Raw genomic sequence first — 7349 nt, forward strand, 5'->3', positions numbered from 1 at the left:
GAGGAGGCAAGGCAGGACGTGTTCGACTACATTGAGATGTTCTACAACCCGAAGCGCAAGCACGTAAGGAACGGGATGCTGTCACCCGTAGAGTTCGAACGGCAGCAGGATATGTAACCCGAGGATGTCCACGAAACCCGGGGCTATTAATGCGTTTTTCGCATATTCAACCTACATCCTCTCGGATCGAAACTCAATCATAGCCAATGCGCGACAGCTGCTGCGAGCATGACGGTGATAGGTAAGTATGCGCGAATTTGTCGTCTCGGTTGCGACGCCACGCAAACCCTTGAAGGCGGCAGAACATCGCCTCGACGTACCAGCGATCCCTGTATCGCTTTTCATCATAGCGTATGGCGCGCTTGCGGCTCATGCTGTCAAGCCAGCAGAGGATGTCCGCGCGATCACGTCCCGTCGTCTGGGTCGCGTGCCACCGAGAAAATTCCCGCAAGCGTCGCACCCAGCTGGTCGCTTGCAGCGGTAACCGGATCGTCCGCGAGATGAGCGTAACGCTGCGTTGTGCTTGCATTCGCGTGCCCCAGGAGCTTCCCGATAACGGCGAGGGGCATGCCCTGAGCAATGGCCAGGCTCGCAAAGGTATGGCGCAGATCGTGCAGACGAACGTCGCCTAGGGCAGTATCCTTCCTCAGACGGCTCCATACCTTGGAGGTGCCTTCATACGGTCCTGTGCCCTCGGAGTTGGGGAAGACATAGCCCTGGGGCTTAGCGTCGCCTCCGATAAGGTTCTTGAGCACATCGAGGGCAGGGGCATTCAGTCTCACGATCTTCTGCCCTGTCTTGGAATCGTCCAAGCGTAGAGCTGAGCGTTCCAGGTCGACCTCGGACCACTTGAGGTTTTGGATTTCGCCCCGCCGGGCTCCGGTGAGCGCAAGCAGTCGGATGATCGTGATGGCAGTGGGATACACCGCCTTGTTCTCCGGAGCGTCGAGCATTTCACCCAATGTCTTGAGTTCATGGGCATTGAGATAGCGTTCGTTGCGCTTGTCCGGATAGCGCTTCACCCCGCGTGCCGGATTGGTCTCGAGCAATCCAGCATCCACCGCGTATGAGAAGATGCCCCCGAGCAGTCCCAATGTGCGCGCAGCTGTTCCCTTCCCCCCGGTCACGATCGCCCTGCCTCGAGCTTTGGTCTTGGTGTCCTTCTTAGTTTTCCCGGCTGCGACATCCGACTGAAACGCGCTGATGTCGGCCCTGGTCACCTCATTAATTCGCATTGTGCCGAGCAGTGGCTTGATGTGGGCTTCGATGCGTCCTTTGTCCGTGGCCAATGTGCTGGCCTTCTTTGTGCCTGTGCCCTTGAGAAGGTAGTCATCGCACAACTGCGCTACGGTCATCGCGGCATCGCCGGCGAGTTCCAGGGCACGAGGATTCTGGCCATTGGCAACCAAGGAGGCCAGTTCACGAGCGCGTACTCTGGCTCCATCGGGGGTCCAAGGGGAACCGTGCTTCCCGATCGTCACGCGCATTGTCTTGCCTCCGCGCCGGGGGGGATAACGGTACTGGTAGACGTAAACCTTGCTGCCTGTTGGAGTGATCTTGAGCCCAAACCCCTTTGCTTCCGTGTCCCAGAAATGCTGGTCGCGCTCCGCCGGTGCGGACTTGTCGACGAGTGTCTTGGTGATCTTGGCGTTGGGCATGAGGGGCTTCCGATTGCGTTGATAGCAATCACCCAGTAATCACCAAAATGGGAACGAGCAATAGAGGTCAGGGTGAGTAGGGAAGCGGAATCGAAAAAAATTACAATGAAAATAAGAGATTGGAGGTTCTGTGTGAACCTGCGGGATGGTGCGGGTTCTTGACATTACTGCCCTCCGAAGGCAGAGGTCACACGTTCGAATCGTGTCGGGTGCGCCATTTTGTTTTTCGCGGTTGAAATATTCCCCAACACCTTGAAGGGAAAGGATATTTTGGGCGTTCGAACACCCTCACTTCGGCAGTAGCGGACGGGCTCCGCAAATGCCAATCTGAGCACGGCTTTTTGCCATGCAACAGAGTCGTTTTTCCAGATATTACAAGGGCTTGACAGGAACTTGAGGGCGCGTTCGAACGACTCCTCTAGGTATGCACCGGCTTGCCCGTTTTCGCGGCCCGCTCCTCTGCGATAACCTTCTCGGATTCCAGTTTGGCGATGCGCTTCTCATAGGCCGCCACTACGCTGCCTGAACTCGATTCGACAATCCGGTCGAGCAATGGTCTCGATCTGACGCTCGATCTTCTGGACTTCTTTCTTGAGCGCCGTCCAGGTCTCTGCGGCAGCAGCCAACCGCGAATCCCAAATGTCGCGAAACATCGCCCTGGCGACCTGGAAGAGCCCCTTGGACGGCTCCAGCGATTGCAGCAGCCTGAGGAAGTCCTCTTCGAGCTGATCGCGCTTGATCGATTTGCAATAGCTCTCACACCCTTTCGTCTTGCAGAGATAGTAGGGGTATTTCTCCCCTGTGCTGCTGGCAGACCAGCAGGCGGTCAGCATGGTGCCGCAATCGCTGCACTGGATGAATTCGCGCAGCGGGAAATCGGCGCTGATGTCTTTTCGCGCAGGCGCTTTCGCCGTGGAGGTCAGACGTTCCTGAATGCGCTGAAACGTCGTATAATCGATCAGCGCTTCGTGATGACCTTTGCGAAGGCTCACGCCCCAATCCGCATGCTCGACATAGCCAGCATAAAGCGTGCGCGTCAGAAGCTCGAAGACGCGCTGGTTGCGAACCTCCACCCCGTTCAGGTCTTTTGGAAAGGCGGGTTGGCTCTCCAGAAATCGCTTCACTTCAACTTGCGTCTGAAAGCGGCCCAACGCGTAGCCTTCGAGGGCTTCTTGCAGGATCGAGGCATACGGCTCGTCGCGGACCAACACTCTGCCATGGCCGCCATTGGATCGGGCATGGCGATACCCTATCGGGGCGAGAAAGGGCCAATATCCGTTCTGAATGCGGGCGCGCATCCGGTTCTTCGTTTGCTCGCCATTTTTCTGGCGCTGATGCTGCGAGACCGAGGCAAGCAGGTTCTCCCCCAGGATCGAATCCGAGTCCTCTCCAAATTCTATCGACGGGCTTTCGAGAATACCGCCCGCGCCATTGATGTCGGCGCGCAACTTGATGTGAGCATCGAGGCCGCGGGCGAGCCGCGTAATATCATCGATGATCAAAACATGCGGCGACTTCCGGTGTCTTCGCAGGAAGGACAGCGCCTCTTTCATCCCCGGACGGGCATGAAACCGCCCGGACATATCGTCTTTGAATACGGCGGCGACTTCATAGCCCTTGTACTTGGCAAACTCGCGGCAACGGGTTTCCTGCGAATTGAGGCCGTCGCCGCGCGTGGTCTGCTTGGTATCAGAAACGCGGCAATATATGATTGCCTTGGTTCCGGGTCCGAGTTTCCTTTTCTCCTCCATACTGGCAATCTCCTATCCGCGCTAACCTGAAATCCTGAGCAGTAATAATATTTACTATATTTATATTCTGTATTATTTCAATACATTAGAATCCATTTCCTCTTGTGCTTCAAGTTCAAATTCGGACCGCTGCTGTGAATCAGCATCCTGCACCTGTTGCGCCGGGTGGACACCGAAGCCAAGATCAACAGATACTGTGATGATGGACCACAGGGCTTGAATGATCTCTTCCCTCTGCTCGTCGCTGAGCGTGGGATCGTCCAGATATTTCTGGTACTTGGCTGTGTCGATTTCGATTGATGGCGGGGGCTTGGCTGCGACCGCAAGATCGAACTGATCGCCGAGCTCTCCCCTCGTGGAGTTTCGTTGGTCATGCATGGCAAAGTCCCCCTTTCCCCCAACTATCCTGGGCTTGCTGTCGGTCTCTCCCGCTTCATGCGGGAAGTCATCTTTCCTTTCTGACGCCGCATCAACTACTTCGCGTTTCGGCCGAAAATTGTCTTCTAAAGCAATTCTAGCACAGGTTGTAAAATCGTCGCAAATTATAGTCTCGCGAAGCGTTCTATGTTTACTGTCCACCACGCAGAGTCCTGTTTCTGATTAGGTCCGGGGGCGATGCCACTGGATGTAGCTCCACTGGCCATTCTGGTATTGCGGCAGATGGGCATGGCTTGATGGGACCGGCTCGGTGATCACCCGCAAGCTGCGGCTCCCGCCCCACCCAGGCGGGGACTAGGACCTTGGACAGGTCGCGGTCGAAATACGGGTTGGGTGCGAAGAGCCCCCGATAGGATCTGAGCGCGCAGTACGGGACCTTCTCGGCCAGGAATGGCGGGATGCCGTATCCCGAGGCCATGACCAGCGCCTGATTGTGCGGCATGGTCAGGATTTCCTCTGGCGTGCGAAGCGCGCGCGCCTGCTTGCGCTTATGTGAGCGCTCATAATCCAGCGCTTTCAGCGAGAGCCCCGTGCGCGAGGCGTTGGCGTTGCCGAACAGCGCATCATGCATGGCCTCGCGCGCTCTTGCGTCAGGTGATCTTCCAGCTCCAGCGTCTGGTTGCCCAGCTTGGCACTCAGGTGCCGCGCGGTTTCCAGATCGGAAACTCCGCCGCCGAGATAGACCTCGAGATCGGCACTGGCCGAGAGCGTCATGGCGCCGGTCGGGCCGAGGTTGTTCCTGATCTGGCCGAGGTCTTGATAGACGCAAGCCGGGCAGAGACCGAACCCGCGACCGATGGAGTAGAACTCGGATATCTCGGGAAACCGCCCAAGCTGTGCGGCTTCATCAATCACAAGGTTGAGCGTTGGGGCATCCGGCCTTGCCTGCTTGAGCGTGCGCAGCGTCGAGAAAAACTGCCGGATGAGCGCAGCATTCTGCTGCATCATCTCCGGCGGCATGACGAAAAACACGAACACCGGGTCAGCCGATTTCTCGCAGAGCACATCCAGCGTGAAGTCGGCTCCGCGCGTGGCGACAAAGGCTGATTGCAGGCTGGGGTCATTCATGATCGCCAGCGCGTTGGTCATGCCGCCCATGACAGAGTCAAAGGTGCGGCGGCTGTCCTCCGCCATCTCAATCATCTCGGCGAAGGCGATCTTCAGGTCAGGCTCACCGAGCCCGGCCATCATGCCCGCCGTATCGATCCAGGCGTCAGGATCGGAACGGATCATGCCGACCAGATCATAGAGCGAGGTTGGCGAGACGCCGCCGTCCAGATGCACGAGACCGCGCATCAGCGGATCGAGCCAGTTCTGCGCCTTCTGATCGAAGAAGTGGGAATCCCCACCGGCACTATCCGGCAGGAGCGTTCTGGCCACACGGCGACTATCGCCGACTAGGCGCGGCGAGTCCGGCGTCAGATGGCTAAGGATGGAGAGCCGGTGCCCCGTGACACCGTGCGTGAAATATGGATTGATCTCGTAAACTCGCGCCTTGATGTGCGCGAGATAGGGCTCCAGCACGGCGCGCAGCTCGCGCTTGGGATCAAAGATCGCATAGCGCGGCGGCTCGCCCGAACGTCTAGGCGCGACCATGATGTGCGAAAGAACGGAGGTGAACTTCCCCGAACCCGCACCGCCGATCAGCAGCATGCCAGCCTGCTTGGAATGGTATAGCTTGCGCCCGCCATGAAAACCGAAGGGCACACCGCCGATGGCGCGAAAGGCGCGGCGCACTTCCAGCGGCTGCGCAAAGCGCGCCGATCCGTATGGGTATTGCTGAGCATGCATAGTCTTGGCCTTTCGAAGCGAGGGGGATAGTCGGCCCTCGCGGGCCGACTAAACGCATTTAGTAGATCTTGATTTGCCCTCGGGCGTCCCGGTGCGTCTTTATCTTGCTGCCTACAATAAAGCCGCACGCGGAAAGCAAGCAGAAGCCAAATACGCCCTCGCCAGCACCAAGAAAAAAGGAAAATACCGCTAGAAAGAGCGATATACTAGCAAATCCATAAATTCTTTCCTGTAGCTTGATGCGGCTCGGGATCGGGAGTCTGGGAGGCGCTTGATTGATCATCATTCTGTCCTTTCTGAATATGATGGCTTTCCTAGGTCGTGTGGACAAAGGGGATTCCCAAACTGGGTGATGAGTGATTCATATGTGGACGCCCCCTATGGCAAGAGCTGGTTTTGTCATGTTGCGGTGATCGGTTGCTTTCATATGTCCGGCCTGTTTGTGCGGCGTGATATTCGCTGCTGGCCCTGATGGAAATCCGCCGGTGAGGTCCCTGATCAAGCTGGCGCGCACGAGTGGCGCATTGAATCAGACGGGTTTGCCTCTCCATTGGCTCGATCGTTACGCATCATCGACTGCCATTGCCAATTTGGTTCGGGCTGCGCGCGGTCAGGCAGGCCGCCCATAGGGTCTATATGTCTCTCCGCGGGTTAGTACTACCCAGGCGATGCGGGCGAGCTTGTTAGCGAGGGCGACCGAGGCGAGCCGGAACGGCTTCTTCTCCAGCAACCCATTCACCCAGTCTGTTATCGGCGTCGGGTTACGCTTGGCGTGTCGCATGACGGCCGTTGCGCCAACGACGAGCAGGCGCCGCAAATACCTGTCGCCCTGTTTGGATATACCACCGAGACGTGTTTTGCCTCCGGTCGACTGCTGCTGCGGCGTCAGCCCAAGCCAGGCGGCGAATTGCCTGCCTGATTGGAACTGATCGGGGTCTGTCACTGTTGCCGCGATGGCTGTCGCTGTGATCACCCCGACACCCGGGATAGCCGCGAGCCTTCGACTGGCCTCGTTCTCGGCATGCCAGATGCGTAATTCCTGATCGAGTTCGCCGACCTCCTCGGTTAACTCGGTGATCCGTCGGATCAATATCTCAAGCGCTCGATGAGCGTAAGTAGGAAGGGCTTCATCAGCAAAGGCCCTATCGGCCAGCTTCGCCAGATTGGCGATGCCGGGATTTGCGACGAAGCCGAATTCGGCCAGGTGAGCGCGCAGTGCATTCGCTGCCATGGTGCGCTGGCGCACCAGGAGAGATCGCGCCCGATGCGCCATCAGGATGCCCTGCTGCTCAACCGTCTTGACGGGCACGAACCGCATCGTGGGACGTTGCACGGCTTCGCAGATCGCTTCTGCGTCCAGCGCATCACTTTTGCCGCGCTTGACGTATCCTTTTACATAAGACGGCGGCATGATCCTGACGTCATGGCCCATGGCGATCAGCGTACGCGCCCAGTGATGCGCCGTAGCGCAGGCTTCAACCCCGATCAGGCAGGGTGCCAGTTTCGAAAAGAATGGCAGCATCTGTTTGCGATGCAGCTTCTTCACCAGCACTGTCTTCCCGGTGTCATCCACGCCATGTGCCTGGAAAACGCTCTTGGCCAGATCCAGTCCGATTGTATTGATATTCATTGTAAACGCTCCTTCTCTTGCTTTCACTTCCACAGCACCTTAACCGGCACTGCGCTGGCCGGGGGCGTCCACATCATCAAG

The 7349-nt window shown here is 57.8% G+C and carries 6 protein-coding genes and 1 tRNA gene; 2 read left to right on the top strand and 5 right to left on the bottom strand.

Annotation, left to right across the window (positions count from 1 at the left end; translation table 11 throughout):
• Positions 1–117 (top strand): IS3 family transposase (locus EO136_RS14995; protein ID WP_164730625.1); only part of this gene is annotated, 117 nt, incomplete at its 5' end.
• 287 nt (positions 118–404) lie between these two features.
• On the opposite strand, the gene EO136_RS15000 is transcribed toward EO136_RS14995, so the two are convergent.
• Positions 405–1658, bottom strand: a complete 1254-nt coding sequence (locus EO136_RS15000; protein WP_127145216.1) for a tyrosine-type recombinase/integrase — start codon at positions 1656–1658, stop codon at positions 405–407.
• A 140-nt stretch (positions 1659–1798) separates the two neighbouring features.
• Here EO136_RS15000 and EO136_RS18625 point away from each other — a divergent pair.
• Positions 1799–1875, top strand: a tRNA-Arg gene (locus tag EO136_RS18625).
• A 283-nt stretch (positions 1876–2158) separates the two neighbouring features.
• On the opposite strand, the gene EO136_RS15005 is transcribed toward EO136_RS18625, so the two are convergent.
• The 4 genes from EO136_RS15005 to EO136_RS15030 all read right to left on the bottom strand — a co-directional run bounded on the left by EO136_RS15005 (position 2159) and on the right by EO136_RS15030 (position 7268).
• Positions 2159–3409: a recombinase family protein gene (locus EO136_RS15005; RefSeq protein ID WP_246018401.1), complete on the bottom strand. Its 1251-nt coding sequence runs from the start codon at positions 3407–3409 to the stop codon at positions 2159–2161.
• A gap of 72 nt (positions 3410–3481) precedes the next feature.
• On the bottom strand, positions 3482–3988 hold the full coding sequence (locus EO136_RS15010; protein ID WP_127145217.1) for a hypothetical protein: 507 nt from the start codon (positions 3986–3988) through the stop codon (positions 3482–3484).
• 375 nt (positions 3989–4363) lie between these two features.
• On the bottom strand, positions 4364–5638 hold the full coding sequence (locus tag EO136_RS15020) for a type IV secretory system conjugative DNA transfer family protein (RefSeq protein ID WP_127145219.1): 1275 nt from the start codon (positions 5636–5638) through the stop codon (positions 4364–4366).
• A gap of 610 nt (positions 5639–6248) precedes the next feature.
• Complete coding sequence (locus EO136_RS15030) at positions 6249–7268, bottom strand: IS110 family RNA-guided transposase (protein WP_127143153.1); 1020 nt, start codon at positions 7266–7268, stop codon at positions 6249–6251.
• Between the last annotated feature and the right edge of the window lie 81 nt (positions 7269–7349).

Origin of the sequence: Pelagibacterium montanilacus, from assembly GCF_003992665.1 — a bacterium.
Classification (GTDB): Bacteria; Pseudomonadota; Alphaproteobacteria; order Rhizobiales; family Devosiaceae; genus Pelagibacterium; species Pelagibacterium montanilacus.